Origin of the sequence: Enterobacter cloacae complex sp. 382A5 (genome assembly GCF_050031095.1) — a bacterium.
GTDB classification, from domain to species: Bacteria; Pseudomonadota; Gammaproteobacteria; order Enterobacterales; family Enterobacteriaceae; genus Enterobacter; species Enterobacter cloacae.
Genome location: NZ_JBLGVK010000001.1, coordinates 984,200 through 1,001,264, shown reverse-complemented (window position 1 = coordinate 1,001,264; position 17,065 = coordinate 984,200). Strand labels below are relative to the sequence as shown.

Sequence of the window (17,065 nt, the reverse complement as noted above, 5' to 3'; positions counted from 1 at the left end):
TGCAACAACTAGCCGCCCCCGGACAAATAAAACGCATGAATTTTCTCGCTCACCTGCACCTCGCTCACCTCGCTGACAGCTCCCTTTCCGGCAATTTGCTGGCCGATTTCGTCCGCGGCAACCCCGCCGAGACCTGGCCCGCTGAGGTTGTCGACGGGATTTTTATGCATCGTCGTATCGATGTCATGACGGATAACCTGCCAGAAGTGACCGAGGCCAAAGCGTGGTTTCGCCCCGAAACGCGCCGCGTTGCGCCAATCTCGCTTGATGTCATGTGGGACCATTTCCTGTCGCGCCACTGGGCGCAGCTGTCGCCGGAAATGCCATTGCCGGATTTTGTGCGTTATGCCCACCAGCAGGTGTCGATCATCCTGCCTGACTCGCCGCCGCGCTTTGTGAATCTGAATAATTACCTGTGGTCGGAACGCTGGCTGGAGCGCTATCGCGAGATGGACTTCATCCAGAATGTGTTAAATGGGATGGCGAGCCGCCGACCGCGGCTGGATGCACTACGCGACTCATGGCATGACCTGGACGAACATTACGATGCGCTGGAAACGCGTTTCTGGCAGTTTTACCCGCGAATGATGGCGCAGGCGAAAAACAAACAGCTCTGACAGAATTCGCATTGATAGGTAAAAGCTGGCGGAACGATTGTCACCACCTCTTTGTCTTATCCATGAACACTCTCTATACTGGCTCGCGTTGCGTTCCAAATAACCTTAGTATCTACAGGAGAATCATATGGTTCTGGTAACTCGTCCGGCTCCGGATTTTACAGCTGCAGCAGTTCTGGGCAACGGTGAAATCGTTGAAAACTTCAACTTCAAACAGCACACCAACGGTAAAGCGACCGTTCTGTTCTTCTGGCCAATGGACTTCACTTTCGTTTGCCCGTCTGAGCTGATCGCGTTCGACAAACGTTATGAAGAATTCCAGAAGCGTGGCGTAGAAGTGGTTGGCGTCTCCTTCGACTCTGAGTTTGTACACAACGCATGGCGTAACACCCCTGTCGACAAAGGCGGCATCGGTGCGGTGAAATACGCAATGGTTGCGGACATCAAACGCGAAATCCAGCAGGCTTACGGTATCGAACATCCGGACGCTGGCGTTGCGCTGCGTGGCTCCTTCCTGATCGACGCGAACGGCATCGTGCGTCACCAGGTTGTGAACGATCTGCCGCTGGGTCGTAACATCGACGAAATGCTGCGTATGGTTGACGCGCTGCAGTTCCACGAAGAGCACGGTGAAGTGTGTCCGGCTCAGTGGGAAAAAGGTAAAGAAGGTATGTCTGCGTCCCCAGACGGCGTTGCGAAATACCTGTCCGAGAACGTATCCAGCCTGTAATCGGCACGGTTTACGAAAAAGGCCCGCTTATGCGGGCCTTTTTGTTATCACACCGTCAGCCAAACCAGACGGAAGCAGAAATCGCCGGCAGGGAGAGGATCCCCTCCTGCACGCTCCCTTTCCCCTCTTTTAGCTGCCACGCGCTCACGTTAAGCAGCGGAGAGTCATCCAGCACCACTTCGCACGCCTCGCCCCGGTTGATGGCTACCAGCACGCGCTGCTGGTTATAAACGCGGACAAACACCACCACGTTGTCGTGGGCATAAACCACCTGACAACCACCGTAGCGCAGCGCCTGGCTCTGCTTACGCAGTTTCGCCAGCCGCTGATACAGGCTGAACAGCACGTTGTCCTGCTTCGCCGGATCCCATGGGAAGGTTTTGCGGCAGAACGGATCGTTGTTCCCGTCCAGCCCCACCTCATCGCCGTAATAGATGCAAGGCACGCCCGGCCAGGTAAAGAGCCAGGTCACCGCCAGCGGCAGGCGCGCGACATCCTTACCGAGCAGGGATTTGAATCGCGCGGTGTCATGGCTGTCCAACTGGTTAAACATCCGTAACTGCTGCTGATGCGAAAGACTGGCGCGGTAGTTATCCATCCATGCCATGCAGGTTTCCGCATCAATATGCTGCGGATCGTAGGAAATATCGGTGTTAGCAAGGAATCCCCACATCGGGAAGGTAAAACCGCGATAGTTCATTGCCGCATCTTCTGCGTCCGCCTGCAGCCACTGGCGCGCGTCGCCAAAATGTTCGCCAAACACGAACGCCTCTGGCTGCGCGGCTTTTGCTGCACGGGTGATCCCGGCGACGTGCTGAAGGTTATTACGCGCCCCGCCCGCTTCACCGAGCATATGCACCACGTCAAGACGCCAGCCATCCATATTCCATGGCTCACTCAACCAGTGGCGCACAATGCTGTTTTCACCGCCGTAAATCTCGTTCACCAGCGTTGGCGACTGGAAATCCAGCTTCGGCAGGCTCGGATAGCCCAGCCAGTCCAGCGCGCGCCCCTCCTCGTTGAAGCTGTACCAGTCGCGCTGGGGTGAATCCGGGTTATGGCACGCCCCGCCCATCGACTGGTTATGACGGTCAAACCACGCGTGTGAGTCGCCGCTGTGGTTGAACACGCCGTCCAGAATCAGACGCATGCCCTCTTTTTGCGTATTTTTACGCAGACGAAGCAGCGCGTCATCACCGCCAAACTGCGGATCAACGTGGCGATAATCGGCGGTATCGTATTTATGCACGCTCGGTGCTTTAAACACCGGGTTAAGGTACAGCGCCGTCACGCCCAGCTTCTTCAGATACGGTAGCTTTTCGCTGATGCCGTCAAGATCGCCGCCGTAGAACGTCGAGCCGCCCGCCTGCGCGGTTAACGGCTCATCCCATTCTTTCAGGATAATGTCGTGTCCTGCAGCGTGGTGGTAATAAACCTTATCCTGCCCGGCGGTGCGCGTTTCGCTGCGCGCAAAGCGATCCGGGAAGATCTGATAAAAGACCTGGTCGTTAACCCACTGCGGGCCAGCGTCCGGGTAATCGACGGCAAACTGCTCCAGCCGCGCCGGAGGAAAACGGCTAAATCCCTGCGGGGTAAACCACAGCTGGCGGTTATTCCAGAGCAGCTTAAAGCTATAGCGTCGGCGCGGCTGGCCGCTACGCAAGTCGATGTTTGCCCGCCATGCCGTTACGCCAGGCTGCGGCTGGCTGCGCTGCTTGTGCATTTTCAGCGTGGTTTCTTCATTATCGACTTCAGCGCGTAGCGTCACGCGTTCAGGCTGATTTTCCCCCGCCAGCCAGAGCGTAATCACAAGGTTGTCTTTGTTTTGCTTAACAAATGGGGCAACCGGAAGGTGCCAGGCGTTTAACATCACGAATCCCCTTTGATGAAATTGACGTCACCTTGCCACAGGGTGATTAAGGTTAGCTCACCATGACGTGATTTATTGGGGGAGGAGAAAGGAGGAGGAGACAAAATTCCCTCTCCCACAGGGAGAGGGCATAAAATATTACTGCGCTTGCGCCAGCTGACGGTCGCGGCGGCATTTAAACACCCAACCCACCAGCAGCAGTACGATCCACGCACAGCCCACGTAGAGGGAAATACGGGTATCAGGATGGTAGCCAATCAGGCCGATGATAAACACCAGGAAGATCAGCCCAACGACGGTCGTCGCTACCCCGCCTGGCACTTTAAACTTCAGCGCTTTTGCCTCCTCAGGGGACAGACGGCGGCGGAACGCAATCTGTGACAGCAGGATCATGATCCACACCCACACGGTCGCGAAGGTCGCCAGAGAAGCGATCACCAGGAAGACGTTTTCCGGCATGATGTAGTTCAGGTAGACCGACAGCAGCAGCGCAACGGTCATCACCATAACCGTCACCCACGGCGTGCCGCGACGGGAGGTTTTGGCAAAGACCTTTGGCGCACTGCCCTGCTCTGCCATGCCGTGCAACATGCGGCCCACGCCAAAGACGTCACTGTTGATCGCTGACAGCGACGCGGTCAGGACCACAAAGTTCAGGATGCTGGCCGCAAAGGCGATGCCCATATGCTGGAAGGTCAGCACAAACGGGCTACCGTTGGTCCCCACCTGGTTCCACGGATAGATAGACATAATGACGAACAGCGTACCCACATAGAACACCAGAATACGCATCGGCACCGAGTTGATGGCGCGTGGAATGGATTTCTCCGGGTCTTTGGCTTCCCCGGCGGTGATCCCGATGATCTCAATCCCGCCGTAGGCAAACATCACCATCTGGAGCGACATCACCATGCCGAGCCAGCCGTTGCTGAAGAAGCCGCCGTTGCTCCAGAGGTTATGAATACCGGTTGGCTGGCCGCCGTTACCGATCCCCCAGATGATGATGCCGAAACCGGCCACAATCATGATGATGATGGTGGCAACCTTGAAGAAGGAGAACCAGAACTCTAGTTCACCGAAGACCTTCACGCTCATCAGGTTGACGGCGCAGATAATCAGCACCACGCTTAACACCCAAATCCAGTGCGGAACCGCCGGGAACCAGACGCCCATGTAAATCCCAAAGGCGGTGACATCGGCAATGGCCACAATCAGAATTTCGAAGCAGTAGGTCCAGCCGGTGATAAACCCGGCCAGCGGGCCTAAATTCTCCTGCGCATAGCGCGAGAATGAACTGGCTGAAGGGTTATGAACCGACATCTCTCCCAGCGCACGCATGATGATATACGCCGCCACGCCGCCGATGATGTAGGCCAGCAGAACGCTTGGACCGGCCATTTTGATGGCATCTGCCGAGCCATAAAAAAGACCGGTACCGATAGCGGAGCCGAGCGCCATAAAGCGAATGTGGCGCGTGCTCAGCCCACGTTTGAGTTTGTTAGTGCTTTCCATTTAAATCTTGCCATTCAACACGAAAAAAACAAAAAACCACGGGGCCTTAAGCCCCGTGGTTAAACAGTTTGTTGCCGTTGATTAATGGGCGTTCGATGCGACCTGACGCCCTGCAGCACGGTCCCAGATAATGGCCAGAACCAGTGCAACAACGGTAGGCATCAGCCAGGCCAGACCTTGCTCAGACAGCGGCAGACGCTGTGTCCAGGCTGGCAGGATGTGAGCAAACGCTGATGCTTTAATCCCGTCAAGGATACCAAAAATCAGGCTGATAAACATGGCTGGCGCAATAATTCGCGAGGAGTTGTTCCACCACGGACGCGTAAAGCTCAACACCACCAGCACGATACACGGCGGATAGATGGCCGTCAGCACCGGAATGGAGACCTGAATCAGGTGGCTCAGACCGAGGTTAGACACCGCCATGGAGAAGATGCCGAGGATGAATACCAGCGTGCGGTAAGAGAGCGGCAGATACTGCGCAAAGAACTCCGCACAGGCACAGGTCAGGCCAACCGCCGTCACCAGACAGGCCAGGAAGATCAGGGCCGCCAGCAGCATGCTGCCCGCACCGCCAAAGGTGTGCTGAACGTAAGCGTGCAGAATTGCCGCACCATTCGCGTTCTGATCGACCAGCGTGGCGCTATCGGAACCCAGGCGGAACAGCGCCAGATAGAGCAGCGTCAGGCCCACACCGGCCATCAGACCAGCCCAGATGGTATAGCGGGTCAGCAGACGCGCTTCGGTCACACCACGGGAACGAGCGGCGTTCACGATAACGATACCAAACACCATCGCGCCCAGCGTATCCATGGTCAGATAGCCGTTCACAAATCCGTTAGAGAAGGCCGCGTTTTGGTAGGCATCCATCGCGCTGCTGATAGGACCCGCAGGCCAGATAATGGCCGCAACCGCCAGCACGATCAGCGCGATAATTTTGAGTGGAGCCAGGAAGTTACCCACGGTATCCAGCAGTTTGCCCGGATAGAGGGAGACCAGAATCACAATAGCGAAGTAAACCAGGCTGTAGATAAACAGCGGCATCGCACCGTCACCGGTCAGTGGCGCAATCCCCACTTCGAAGGAGACTGTCGCGGTACGCGGGGTCGCAAACAGCGGGCCAACGGCCAGATAACACACCGTTGCCAGCAGAACGCCAGCCACTTTGCCAATTGGGGTGCTGAGGCTATCAACGCCGCCGCCAACTTTCGCCAGCGCAACCACGGTCAACACCGGCAGGCCCACGGCAGTGATCAGGAAACCAAATGCTGCTGTCCAGACGTGTTCACCCGCCTGTAAGCCAACCATTGGGGGAAAAATGATGTTGCCTGCGCCAACGAACAGCGCAAATGTCATAAAGCCCAGCGCGATGATGTCACGCGATTTTAAGTGATGGGTCATAAAACCTTACTGCCTGTGGATGTGGTGTTGAATATATTGAGATTTTCGCCATCCCCAATGGGACGATACAGCGGAAATTTTGCTCAATTTCAGCGGGATATGCTCCCGTCCTGGCGTGGAGAAGAATAGTTTTTCGATTTACCACGCAAATACAGTCGGTCTGACAGTATCTGGGGGGCAATTTAAACGCTTATAACGTTTAAAGGCAAGGAGGGATCGTAAAACCAGAACAATATGCCAGCATGAAAATACCAACCAGAATAATTCGCTAATATCATGAAAAAGCCATGGCTAATCATGCGAACAAAAAAGCACCAGCCGTATAAAATTCATTCGCGTTTCGCTTTACTGCAAAGCAAACGGGCCAGCAATAGCTGGCCCGTGGAAAGGTAAAATGACACACCCGCCGTCAGGCGATCTTTTTGGCAATTAATCGTTCCGGTATAACGAAACTGAAACGGGTTCCTTTGCCCAGCGTGCTTTGAATATCGAGGCGGCTTTCATGGTGATTCACCGCGTGCTTCACAATGGCCAGCCCCAGCCCGCTTCCCCCCGTTTGCCGGGAACGGGCTTTATCTACCCGGTAAAACCGCTCGGTCAGACGTGGAAGATGCTCAGGCGCAATGCCCGGCCCGTTATCCTCGACGCTAAACTCGGCACCCGTTGGTGTCTGCTGCCAGCGCACCATAATATCCGTTCCTTCTGGGGTATGATTAACCGCGTTATAGACCAGGTTAGAGATAGCACTCCGCAGTTCATCCTCGCTCCCGAGCACCTTCAGACTGTTATCGACGTCAAAGGTCAGATGATGTTTTTTATGGCTTAAGGTTTGCGCTTCGCGCTCCACTACCCGCAGCATCATCGGTACGTCGATAGTGTCATTTAAGGCAAGCGTCGGAGCCGCCTCAATCTTCGACAGCGTCAGCAGCTGTTTCACCAGCCCTTCCATACGGTGCGTCTGCTCGCGCATGGTATGCAGCGCCTTCTCACGCGGCGCACCTTCAAGCGTCTGCTCCTGCATCATCTCCAGATAGCCCTGCAGCACCGTCAGCGGCGTGCGCAGCTCGTGGCTCACGTTGGCGAAGAAGTTGCGTCGTGCCCCTTCCAGCTGGTGCATCTGGGTGACGTCACGCGCCACCATCAGCCATTGCCGATCGCTGTAGGGCATTACACGTATTTCAAGATGGCGGCCATTGTTGAGCTTCAGATTATGCGGACGCGTGAAATCACGTTTTTTCAGATACTGCGTGAACTCCGGATAACGCAGAAGGTTGAGGATGTTCTGGCCATTATCGTCCGGCCAGCGCAGGCCCAGCAGCTGTTGGGCGAGACCGTTACACCAGAAGATTGTCCCCTCTTCCGTGGTCAGAATCACCGCATCCGGCAGCGATTCCGCACCGCTGCGAAAGCGTTTAATCAGGCTTCCCAGCTCGCGACGGCGCTTTTTATTACGCATCTGCATCTGGTGCAGGCCGTAAAGCAGCGGCTCCCAGCTCCCGCTTCCCGGCGGAGGTGTCATACTTCTGTCAACCCACAGCCACCAGGAGAGGCGCAGTAAGTTCCAGAAATGCCAGATCAGCAGCCCGGTCACGGACGCCAGCAGAAACCACGGCAGGTATCCAAGAAAGGCCCCCAAAATGAAGGCCGGAATACAACATAAGATCAGTTCAAAGACGAGCCTTTTCCATGACAGACGTTCCAGCACGCGTCACACTCCTGTCATTGTTCAGAAACGGGTAGAAAAACGATAACCCGTGCCGCGGACCGTCTGTACCATGCGATCGTGTCCGCTCAGTTCCAGCGCTTTACGCAGGCGGCGGATATGTACGTCAACCGTCCGGTCTTCGACATACACGTTAGTTCCCCAGACGTTATTCAGCAACTGTTCGCGGCTGTAAACACGCTCCGGGTGAGTCATAAAGAAATGCAGGAGTTTGAATTCGGTAGGCCCCATGTCGAGGGGATTTTCGCCCGTCATAACACGGTGCGAGGTGGGATCAAGGCTCAGGCCCTGCATCTCAATGACCTCTTCCACCGCCATCGGTGAAATACGGCGCATCACAGCTTTAATACGGGCAACCAGCTCTTTCGGTGAGAAGGGTTTGGTAATGTAATCATCCGCGCCGGTCTCAAGGCCGCGCACGCGATCTTCCTCTTCACCGCGCGCGGTAAGCATGACAACGGGGATATCGCGGGTCATCGCTTCACGCTTGAGGTGTTTGATAAACTGCAGTCCGGAGCCGCCAGGCAACATCCAGTCAAGCAGGATCAGATCGGGCCAGGGTTCATTCAGCTGGTTCACCGCGCTGTCATAATCTTCCGCTTCAACCGGCTGGAAGCCATTTTGTTCGAGCACGAAGCACACCATTTCACGAATTGGAGCTTCATCTTCTACGACCAGAATACGTCTCGCCATACTTTGCCCTGTCTTATCTTATTTAAGTTACAAGTTTGTAATGCGGCGTCATTATGCGTCAGATTTATGACAGATTTATGAAAAACAGTACCACGTAAAATGGCAAACTGTTGTTTTATTACAGCGGTTATTTTCCAGCTTCTGAAAGTTTATAATCCCCATTCCCTTTTTTTGCCACGGATTCGCTATGCGCATATTACACACCTCGGACTGGCATCTGGGTCAAAACTTTTACAGCAAAAGCCGGGCAGCGGAGCATGAAGCGTTCCTGAACTGGCTGCTGGACACGGCCCGATCGCACGAGGTGGACGCGATTATTGTTGCGGGTGACATTTTCGATACCGGTTCGCCGCCAAGCTATGCGCGTGAGCTCTACAACCGCTTCGTGGTAAATCTGCAACAAACCGGCTGTCATCTGGTGATTGTCGCCGGTAACCACGACTCCGTCGCAACGCTGAATGAATCCCGCGATATCCTGGCCTTCCTTAACACGACCGTGGTAGCCAGCGCCGGTCATGCGCCGCAGATCCTGAAAAAACGTGACGGTACACCGGGAGCGGTGCTGTGTCCGGTGCCCTTCCTGCGCCCACGCGATATCGTTCAGAGTCAGGCGGGGATGTCCGGCGGGGAAAAGCAGCAGCATCTGTTGCAGAGCATCACGGACTATTATCACCAGCAACATACTAATGCCTGCGCCCTGCGCGGCGATCAGGCCATTCCGGTGATTGCCACCGGGCATCTTACTACCGTCGGCGCCAGTAAAAGTGACGCGGTGCGTGACATCTATATTGGTACGCTGGACGCCTTCCCGGCGCAAAATTTCCCGCCAGCGGATTATATCGCGCTCGGGCATATTCACCGGGCGCAGGTCATCGGCGGCTGCGAGCACATTCGCTACTGCGGCTCGCCCATTGCGCTCAGTTTTGATGAGACCGGCAAAGCCAAATGTGTGCACCTGGTGAGCTTTAATGAGGGCAAACTCAGTGCCGTGGAGTCGCTGGAGATCCCCGTCACCCAACCGCTGGCGGTGCTGAAGGGCGATCTGGCGGCGATTACCGCTCAGCTGGAGCAGTGGCGCGGTGTCGAGCAAAATCCGCCCATCTGGCTGGATATTGAAATCACGACCGACGACTACCTGCATGATATGCAGCGTAAAATTCAGGCGTTGACGGAAGATCTGCCCGTCGAGGTCTTACTGGTTCGCCGCAGCCGCGAACAGCGCGAGAAAATTCTGCTGGGTGCACAGCGTGAAACGCTCAGCGAACTGAGGGTGGAAGAGGTATTTGAACGCCGACTGTCGCAGGAAGAGATTGACGACACCACGCGCGCAAGGCTTAACGAGCTATTCCTTCATACCCTGCACGCGCTCAGCGATGAGGAAGAAAACGCATGAAAATTCTGAGCCTGCGTCTGAAAAACCTCAACTCCCTTAAGGGCGAGTGGAAAATTGACTTTACCGCCGAGCCGTTTGCCAGCAACGGGCTGTTCGCCATTACCGGCGCGACCGGTGCCGGGAAAACGACCCTGCTCGACGCCATCTGTCTGGCCCTTTACCACGAAACGCCGCGTCTGCAAAAAGTCTCCCAGGCACAAAACGACCTGATGACCCGCGATACCGCCGAGTGCCTGGCCGAGGTGGAGTTTGAGGTAAAAGGCATAGCGTATCGTGCGTTCTGGAGCCAGAACCGCGCGCGCAATCAGCCAGATGGAAACCTGCAGGCACCGCGCGTTGAACTGGCGCGTTGTGAAGACGGTAAAATTCTGGCAGATAAAGTGACGGACAAACTGGAGCAAACCGCCGCGCTCACCGGGCTGGATTATAGCCGTTTTACCCGTTCAATGTTGCTCTCCCAGGGGCAGTTTGCCGCCTTCCTCAACGCTAAACCGGGCGATCGCGCCGAACTGCTGGAAGAGCTGACCGGCACCGAGATCTACGGTCAGATCTCAGCGATGGTGTTCGAGAAACATAAGGCCGCCCGTAACGCGCTTGAGATGTGCGAGGCGCAGGCCGCAGGCGTGGTGTTACTGAGCGAAGCGCAACAGCAGCAGTTACAGCAGAGTTTGCAGGCACTTACTGACGAAGAGAAAACCCTGTTGACTCAGCAGCAGAACCAACAGCGCGATTTTCAGTGGCTGACGCGCAACGACGAGCTTATTCGCGAGCAGCAGCGGGTCATGCTCCTGCAACAGCAGGCGCAGCAGGCGCTGACCGACGCCGCGCCTGAGCTGGCAAAGCTCCAGCTTGCACAGCCCGCCGCCCAGCTTCGCCCCCTGTGGGATAGCCAGCAAGAACAAACCACGCGCCTCGCGCAGACAAAGCAGCGCATTGTCGAAGTAAATACTCGCTTACAGGCCAAAGCCGCGCAGCGCTCACGCATCCGTCATACGGCGCTGCGTACCCATGCGCAACTGCAGAGTGACCTTACGATCCAGGCAACATGGCTGGCGGAGCATGAACGTTACCGCGTGTGGGGCCAGGAGATTGCTGGCTGGCGCGCCCATTTTGCGCAGTTGAACCGCGATAAACATCAGATTGCCACGCTTGCAGCCCGTATTGCTGAATTACGTCAGAAGCTCGCCGGGATGCCGGAAAACCCCCTGACGTTGACGGCGGATGACGTGGCAGCGGCAATGGAGCAACAGTCCCGGTCACGCCCTTTACGCCAGCGCCTGACCACGCTTCATGCCCGCTATCAGCCGCTGCAAAAACGGCTGCAAGAGAACGCGGATACCCGGCAAAAAGCGCAGTCCGAGCAGGTAAAACTCAATGAAACGCTGACGCTGCGCCGCCAGCAGTACAAAGAAAAAAACCAGCACTATGTCGATTTGAAAGCGTTGTGTGAAAGCGAAGCGACGATCAAAAAGCTGGAAAGCTACCGCTCGCAGCTTGAGGCGGGAAAACCCTGCCCACTGTGCGGCTCCAGTGAACATCCCGCGATTGAGACGTATCAGGCGCTTGAGCTCACCGATAACCAGCGGCGCCGGGACGCGCTGGAAAAAGAGGTTGCCGCGCTTAAAGAGGAGGGTCTGCTGGTGCTGGGACTGGTCAATGCCCTGACGCAGCAGATCCAGCGAGCAACAGACGAAGCGCAGGCGCTCTCTCAGGAAGAGCAAGCACTCACTAAAGAGTGGCAAGAGGTCTGCTCCGACCTGAATATCTCATTGAATATTCAGGAAGATATCGCCCCATGGATGAACGAACAGGAACAGTACGAACGTCAGCTCTATCAGCTCAGCCAGCGCCTGACGCTGCAAAACCAGCTTAACGAACAGCAAGCGCAGGAGCGTCAGTACCAGCAGCAGCTGTCAGCTACGCGTCAGGCACTGGAAAACGCCCTGCTCGCGCTGTCGCTGCATGTTCCTGAAGAGGGGGAAGAGACCACCTGGCTGTACGCCCGGGAAACGGAATTTAACCTGTGGCAGGAAAAACAGACGCAGCATGCTGCGATTCAGGAGCGCATTAATACCCTGAAACCGCTGCTCGACACGCTTCCGGCAGGCGATGACACCGAGGCAGAACCGGCCATTCCTGAGAACTGGCGCGAGATCCACGACGAATGCCTGTCCCTGCAAAGCCAGCTTGCCACCCTGCAGCAGCAGGAGAGTCTGGAAAGCGAGCGGCTACAGCACGCCACAGCACAATTTGCCACCGCGCTGGCGGCAAGCTGCTTTGCCGATCGCGAGGCCTTTCTTGCCGCGCTGCTGGATGAGGAGACCATCCGCCGTCTTGAACAACGCAAGCAGACGCTGGAGAGCCAGCTTCAGCAGGCAATCGCGCTTAGCGGGCAGGCTGAACAGCAGCTACAGGCCCACCAGCACCAACAACCGGAAGGGCTGGACGCCGACGCGCAAACCCTGCATGTGCAGCTACAGCAGTTGGCGCAGCAGCTTCGCGAGAACACCACTCATCAGGGGGAGATCCGCCAGCAGCTTAAGCAGGATAGTGATAACCGCCAGCACCAGCTGGCGCTGATGCAGCAAATTGACGAGGCCTCACGTCTGGCCGAGGACTGGGGTTATCTGAATGCGCTGATAGGCTCCAGCACCGGCGACAAGTTCCGTAAATTCGCCCAGGGTCTGACGCTGGATAATCTGGTCTGGCTCGCTAACCAGCAGCTTAACCGCCTGCACGGGCGCTATCTTCTGCAGCGTAAAGTCAGCGACGCACTGGAGCTGGAGGTGGTCGATACCTGGCAGGCCGATGCCGTACGCGATACCCGCACGCTTTCTGGCGGCGAAAGCTTCCTCGTCAGTCTGGCGCTGGCGCTGGCACTTTCCGACCTGGTGAGCCACAAAACGCGAATCGATTCGCTGTTCCTGGATGAAGGTTTCGGCACGCTCGACAGCGAGACGCTGGACACCGCGCTGGATGCGCTCGACGCGCTGAATGCCACCGGGAAAACCATCGGCGTGATAAGCCACGTCGAGGCTATGAAGGAGCGTATTCCAGTGCAAATCAAAGTGAAGAAGATTAATGGACTGGGGTATAGCAGACTGGATAAGGAGTTTGCGGTGCAGTGAAAGGCGGATCGGTGCGGTCTGGTGCCCTCACCCTGGCCCTCTCCCACAGGGCTGAGGGATCCCCATAAAATAATGCCTGCACGGAGGACCCCCTCTCCCTTGAGGGAGAGGGTTGGGGTGAGGGGGAACATACGGCTGTGGAGGTCATTCCGTTCACTTTATGTTCCTTGCTACTCTGTTACGACATAACCTGTGAACGTGCCAGGGTGGCTCAGTCGCCACCACCCTGGCGACCCGGGCTCCCGGCGGTAAATCGCCGCTTCGCGGTGCCTTCGGCTTATTCCTTCCGGCTTATCGGGGACGGGCGGATGTAACGTCCCTGTAAAGCCGCCCTCTCGGCGCATCCATGCGCCTCGCCCCGGCCTGCAGGAAACGCCTCAGCGATTTACAGCCGGACCAGGACGTCGCTGTAAGTCATTCATTTTCCTGAAACAGCATTCGTCGCTTTCGGTAAAAAATTACTGGGGATCTCTCAGCTCACGGGGAGTGGGAACAAACATTAAAAACAGCAACGTGCGTTGCTGTTTTGCTTTTATTCCGGCCATAACCACGCTGCGCCGCGCACGCCGCTGGAGTCACCGTGGACGGCTTTGCGGATTGGGGTTTCACACTCGCCGCCGAAGACCCACTGTTTGACGAGAGCAGGCACCGTCGCGTACAGCCGGTCGACGTTGCTCATCCCACCGCCCAGCACAATCACATCAGGATCGAGAATGTTCACCACATGCGCCAGCGATTTCGCCAGGCGCATTTCGTAGCGGCTCAACGCCAGTTCCGCCACGGGATCCTGCTCCTCAACCAGACGCATGATCTCGTTACCCTTAAGCGGCTGACCGCTCAGGCGGTGGTAATCGGTGGCAAAACCGGTGCCGGAGATAAACGTCTCAATACAGCCCTGTTTTCCACAGTAGCACGGCACTTCAGTACGGTATTTAAGTTCGTCTTCATCCATCCATGGCAATGGGTTATGTCCCCACTCGCCCGCCGTACCGTTACCGCCAATATGCGCACGCCCGCCGAACGCCACACCGGCCCCGCAGCCGGTACCGATGATGACAGCAAAAACGGTCTGGGCACCGGCCGCCGCACCGTCAATCGCCTCTGATACCGCCAGACAGTTTGCATCATTTGCCAGACGCACCTCACGCTGCAGACGCGCGCTCAAATCTTTATCAAAAGGCTGGCCATTGAGCCAGGTGGAGTTGGCGTTTTTCACCACCCCGGTATAAGGCGAAATGGACCCGGGAATGCCCATCCCGACGGAGCCGGTCTGTCCTGTCGCCTGCTCTGCCATCTCAACCAGCCGGGCAATCGTCTCGATAGTCTGGTGATAATCGTCGCGCGGCGTGGGCAGGCGGTGACGGAAAAGCTGCTCCCCCTGCTCGCTCAGTGCGATAACTTCAGTTTTGGTGCCGCCCAAATCAATCCCAATACGCACAAGACTCTCCTCATTATTTTGATTATCAACAGAGTAGAAGCACGCTTCCCGATTAGCAATGCAAGCGATGCGACAATTCGTTATCATGCCCGCTGATTTAACGACAAGGCCGTGGAAATTATCATGCTGTGGTTCAAAAATTTGATGGTTTACCGTCTCAGCCGCGACGTTTCGCTGCGTGCAGAAGAGATGGAAAAACAGTTAGCCGCTTATACCTTTTCCCCTTGCGGAAGCCAGGATATGGCAAAAACCGGTTGGGTTCCGCCAATGGGTTCACAAAGCGATGCCCTGACCCACGCCAGCAGCACGGGTCAAATCATCGTTTGCGCCCGTAAAGAAGAGAAAATCCTGCCCACGCCGGTGGTGAAGCAAGCGCTGGAAGCGAAAATTTTTAAGCTTGAAGCCGAACAGGGCCGCAAGCTGAAAAAGACCGAAAAAGATTCCCTGAAAGACGAAGTGTTGCACTCCCTGCTGCCGCGCGCGTTTAGCCGCTTCAGCCAGACCATGATGTGGATCGATACCGTCAACGGGCTGATCATGGTGGACTGCGCCAGCGCCAAAAAAGCGGAAGATACGCTGGCCCTGCTGCGTAAGAGCATCGGCTCTTTGCCGGTGGTTCCACTGGCGCTGGAAACGCCAATCGAGTTAACCCTGACCGAATGGGTTCGCAGCGGCACGGCGGCGCAAGGGTTCCAGATCCTCGATGAAGCCGAACTGAAAGCCCTGCTTGAGGATGGCGGTGTCATTCGTGCGAAAAAGCAGGATCTGGTGAGCGATGAGATCGCCGTCCACATTGAAGCAGGCAAAGTGGTCACTAAACTGGCGCTCGACTGGCAGCAGCGTATTCAGTTTGTGATGTGTGACGATGGCTCTGTTAAGCGCCTGAAGTTCTGCGATGAACTGCGCGATCAGAACGAAGATATCGATCGTGAAGATTACGCCCAGCGCTTTGATGCGGACTTTATCCTGATGACCGGCGAGCTGGCCGCGTTGATTCAAAATCTGGTAGAAGGCCTCGGCGGCGAAGCGCAGAGATAATTTCGTCTCAACCTGACCCTCTCCCCAACGGGGAGAGGGAAGAAGATTATTTCAGATAGCGGCACAGATAAGAGGTCGGTTCAGCAACCTGCAGATGGAACTCACTGTGGCCAGGGACGTTGAAAACTTCGCCGGCAGAGTAAACTTTCCATTCCGTTTCACCCGGCAGTAAGACGTTAAGCGCACCACTTACCACCGTCATCTCTTCAGCTTCGGCCGTACCAAAGGTGTATTCCCCTTCAGCCATCACGCCGACACTGGCGCGGCCAGTGCTGCTGCTGGTAAAACCAATGGATTTCACTTTACCGGAAAAGTATTCGTTACTTTGAAGCATGAACTGGCCCTTATATTTTTAGATAAAAATTCACTATAGGGGCCATGCTCATGACCTGTCACGCAAAATCATCAGGTAAGGAGTTCTGAGGCCAGACGCGCCATCAGAACGTTCGACAACAGTACCGGCACATCCAGCGCTTTTTGCAGTAGATCGCGGTGATGCTGGTGGAACCCCAGGCAGTCGAGGATCAACACATCAGCCCCGCGCTCCAGTAGCTCCTTCCCGGCCGCAATGAGTTTGGCCTCACTGTCCCAGAAGGGATTGGCCAGCGCATACAGGGGCGTTTTTTCAAGCACGTGCCATTTTGCTTCCTGGTTGTCCATGAGTTCTTCAATGGGCACAATCACCCCCACCTGGTGTCCGTCCACAATGGATGCCACCAGCGGCGGAATGATTCGCATCGGCTCGAGTAAAATCGCATTACGAGCCATGAGTCCCTTAATGGGAGCAGTACTCATCAGCAAAATAACGTCATACTCTTGATTATCGAGCACTTCTATTACTGCCTGCAGCGAGCGCTCAATTTTCTGTCGTGAAACATGCGCCAGTTTACCGTCGCTTAATAACGTCGCCAGGGGATCCTCCCCCGCCTCTACAGCGTAGTCCTCCATGACCTCTTCCCGGCTCATCTTCCCCAGCAGGCTGAGATGCGTGATCTGTTGTTCAGATACATGCTCGGTTAAGAGCGGTAACACTTCGCTTACAGGGACCACACCAATAGTGATGATCGCCAACGTTGCCTTCATCGTCTTCGCCTTCCATTACTACAAAAACTTATTACACAGGTACAGGCTCACTACGCTGCACAGTTCGTTTTTTCAACAAAACAGCACCAAGCGTAGCAGGTGATCTCCATCCCGAAATGTAAAGATCACCTGCCGGTAGCGGAGCTACCTGTAATAACTAAATATTAACTCCTGCTTAACATTAGCGATGAGTAAAAAGTGTGATTCAGGCACGGTATTGGAGCGTTTAGGAAAACATCTATGACTTATCGGGATCTTCGTAGCGCCGTTTCGCATCCAGCGCTTCCTGTTCAGTCTCATGTTCACTGATGAGAGAGTCGGGTTTAGGGTGATCGGCACGCAGTTGATACCAGGTCACGGTTTGATCGCCATTGCCTTTTTCAACGGTAACAATACGTGCTTCACGCGGATAGGGAGGTCTGGTTGGCATAGCTCATCC

14 protein-coding genes are annotated in these 17,065 nt (G+C 55.8%); 5 read left to right on the top strand and 9 right to left on the bottom strand.

Annotation, left to right across the window (positions count from 1 at the left end; all coding sequences use genetic code 11):
- Window positions 1-35: 35 nt before the first annotated feature.
- Both acpH and ACQG2G_RS04705 read left to right on the top strand, forming a co-directional pair.
- Window positions 36-617: an ACP phosphodiesterase gene (gene acpH / locus ACQG2G_RS04710; RefSeq protein ID WP_038985392.1), complete on the top strand. Its 582-nt coding sequence runs from the start codon at window positions 36-38 to the stop codon at window positions 615-617.
- A 127-nt stretch (window positions 618-744) separates the two neighbouring features.
- Window positions 745-1,347, top strand: coding sequence for a peroxiredoxin (locus ACQG2G_RS04705; protein ID WP_013095829.1), 603 nt, complete (start codon window positions 745-747; stop codon window positions 1,345-1,347).
- A 55-nt stretch (window positions 1,348-1,402) separates the two neighbouring features.
- On the opposite strand, the gene malZ is transcribed toward ACQG2G_RS04705, so the two are convergent.
- From malZ to phoB, 5 genes are all read right to left on the bottom strand, one after another.
- A complete protein-coding gene (malZ, locus tag ACQG2G_RS04700; RefSeq protein ID WP_094085025.1) occupies window positions 1,403-3,217 on the bottom strand; it encodes a maltodextrin glucosidase in 1,815 nt (604 codons plus the stop codon).
- Between the two features lie 138 nt (window positions 3,218-3,355).
- Window positions 3,356-4,729, bottom strand: coding sequence for a proline-specific permease ProY (proY, locus tag ACQG2G_RS04695; RefSeq protein WP_020686369.1), 1,374 nt, complete (start codon window positions 4,727-4,729; stop codon window positions 3,356-3,358).
- Between the two features lie 81 nt (window positions 4,730-4,810).
- Complete coding sequence (gene brnQ, locus ACQG2G_RS04690; RefSeq protein ID WP_013095826.1) at window positions 4,811-6,130, bottom strand: branched-chain amino acid transporter carrier protein BrnQ; 1,320 nt, start codon at window positions 6,128-6,130, stop codon at window positions 4,811-4,813.
- A 409-nt stretch (window positions 6,131-6,539) separates the two neighbouring features.
- Entirely contained in the window at window positions 6,540-7,835 is a 1,296-nt protein-coding gene (gene phoR / locus ACQG2G_RS04685) for a phosphate regulon sensor histidine kinase PhoR (RefSeq protein ID WP_029883416.1), read from the bottom strand.
- Between the two features lie 21 nt (window positions 7,836-7,856).
- Window positions 7,857-8,546 carry a phosphate response regulator transcription factor PhoB gene (gene phoB, locus ACQG2G_RS04680; RefSeq protein WP_010428026.1) on the bottom strand — a complete coding sequence of 230 codons (690 nt, stop codon included), beginning with the start codon at window positions 8,544-8,546 and terminating at the stop codon, window positions 7,857-7,859.
- 187 nt (window positions 8,547-8,733) lie between these two features.
- Between phoB and sbcD the strand changes: the two genes are divergently transcribed.
- On the top strand, window positions 8,734-9,939 hold the full coding sequence (gene sbcD, locus ACQG2G_RS04675) for an exonuclease subunit SbcD (protein WP_061772549.1): 1,206 nt from the start codon (window positions 8,734-8,736) through the stop codon (window positions 9,937-9,939).
- Window positions 9,936-13,067, top strand: a complete 3,132-nt coding sequence (sbcC, locus tag ACQG2G_RS04670) for an exonuclease subunit SbcC (protein ID WP_248766792.1) — start codon at window positions 9,936-9,938, stop codon at window positions 13,065-13,067. Before sbcD ends, sbcC begins: the two co-directional genes overlap by 4 nt.
- A gap of 532 nt (window positions 13,068-13,599) precedes the next feature.
- Here the strand turns inward: sbcC and mak are convergent.
- Window positions 13,600-14,505 (bottom strand): fructokinase, encoded by a 906-nt coding sequence (mak, locus tag ACQG2G_RS04665; protein ID WP_032618450.1) that lies wholly within the window; start codon window positions 14,503-14,505, stop codon window positions 13,600-13,602.
- A 123-nt stretch (window positions 14,506-14,628) separates the two neighbouring features.
- On the opposite strand from mak, the gene rdgC reads away from it, so the two are divergent.
- Entirely contained in the window at window positions 14,629-15,543 is a 915-nt protein-coding gene (rdgC, locus tag ACQG2G_RS04660; RefSeq protein WP_013095820.1) for a recombination-associated protein RdgC, read from the top strand.
- A 46-nt stretch (window positions 15,544-15,589) separates the two neighbouring features.
- Here rdgC and ppnP read toward each other — a convergent pair whose 3' ends face one another.
- The 3 genes from ppnP to yaiA form a co-directional block, all read right to left on the bottom strand.
- Window positions 15,590-15,877 (bottom strand): pyrimidine/purine nucleoside phosphorylase, encoded by a 288-nt coding sequence (gene ppnP, locus ACQG2G_RS04655; RefSeq protein WP_013095819.1) that lies wholly within the window; start codon window positions 15,875-15,877, stop codon window positions 15,590-15,592.
- Window positions 15,878-15,948: 71 nt separating this feature from the next.
- A complete protein-coding gene (locus ACQG2G_RS04650) occupies window positions 15,949-16,626 on the bottom strand; it encodes an AroM family protein (RefSeq protein WP_013095818.1) in 678 nt (225 codons plus the stop codon).
- A gap of 238 nt (window positions 16,627-16,864) precedes the next feature.
- Window positions 16,865-17,056 carry a protein YaiA gene (gene yaiA, locus ACQG2G_RS04645; protein ID WP_013095817.1) on the bottom strand — a complete coding sequence of 64 codons (192 nt, stop codon included), beginning with the start codon at window positions 17,054-17,056 and terminating at the stop codon, window positions 16,865-16,867.
- Window positions 17,057-17,065 lie beyond the last annotated feature (9 nt).